Source organism: Streptomyces sp. P9(2023) (assembly GCF_032436795.1).
Classification (GTDB): Bacteria; Actinomycetota; Actinomycetes; order Streptomycetales; family Streptomycetaceae; genus Streptomyces.
In genome coordinates this window covers 1-261 of sequence record NZ_JAUPWM010000590.1, presented here as the reverse complement: position 1 = coordinate 261, position 261 = coordinate 1, and the positions used below count along the sequence as shown (strand labels likewise).

Here is a 261-nt window from a genome sequence, read left to right as displayed (position 1 = left end):
CGCAACTGCTCAGGGCCGTATTGGTCTTCCCACCCGCGGTCGATCGCTTGCAGCGTGAGCGAACGCGCCAGGGGATCGGCAGCGAAGGCTCTCCCGCTACCCCGAAAGATGTTGCGGGAGAACTGGTCGAGCAGGATGATTGCCGCCAGCAGCCGGTCCGGGTCGTCCCGCCATCCATCGGCATCGCTTGCCAGCACCGCCTCGCGTAGTGCTCCGAAACGCTCCTCGATGACCCGGTCCAGCGCCGGGTCCTTCGCGAAG

At 66.7% G+C, this 261-nt stretch carries 1 protein-coding gene; it reads right to left on the bottom strand.

The window, feature by feature from the left end; translation table 11 throughout:
• Positions 1–261: DUF924 family protein (locus tag Q5762_RS38800; RefSeq protein ID WP_315897018.1), on the bottom strand; the 261-nt coding region annotated here is incomplete at both ends.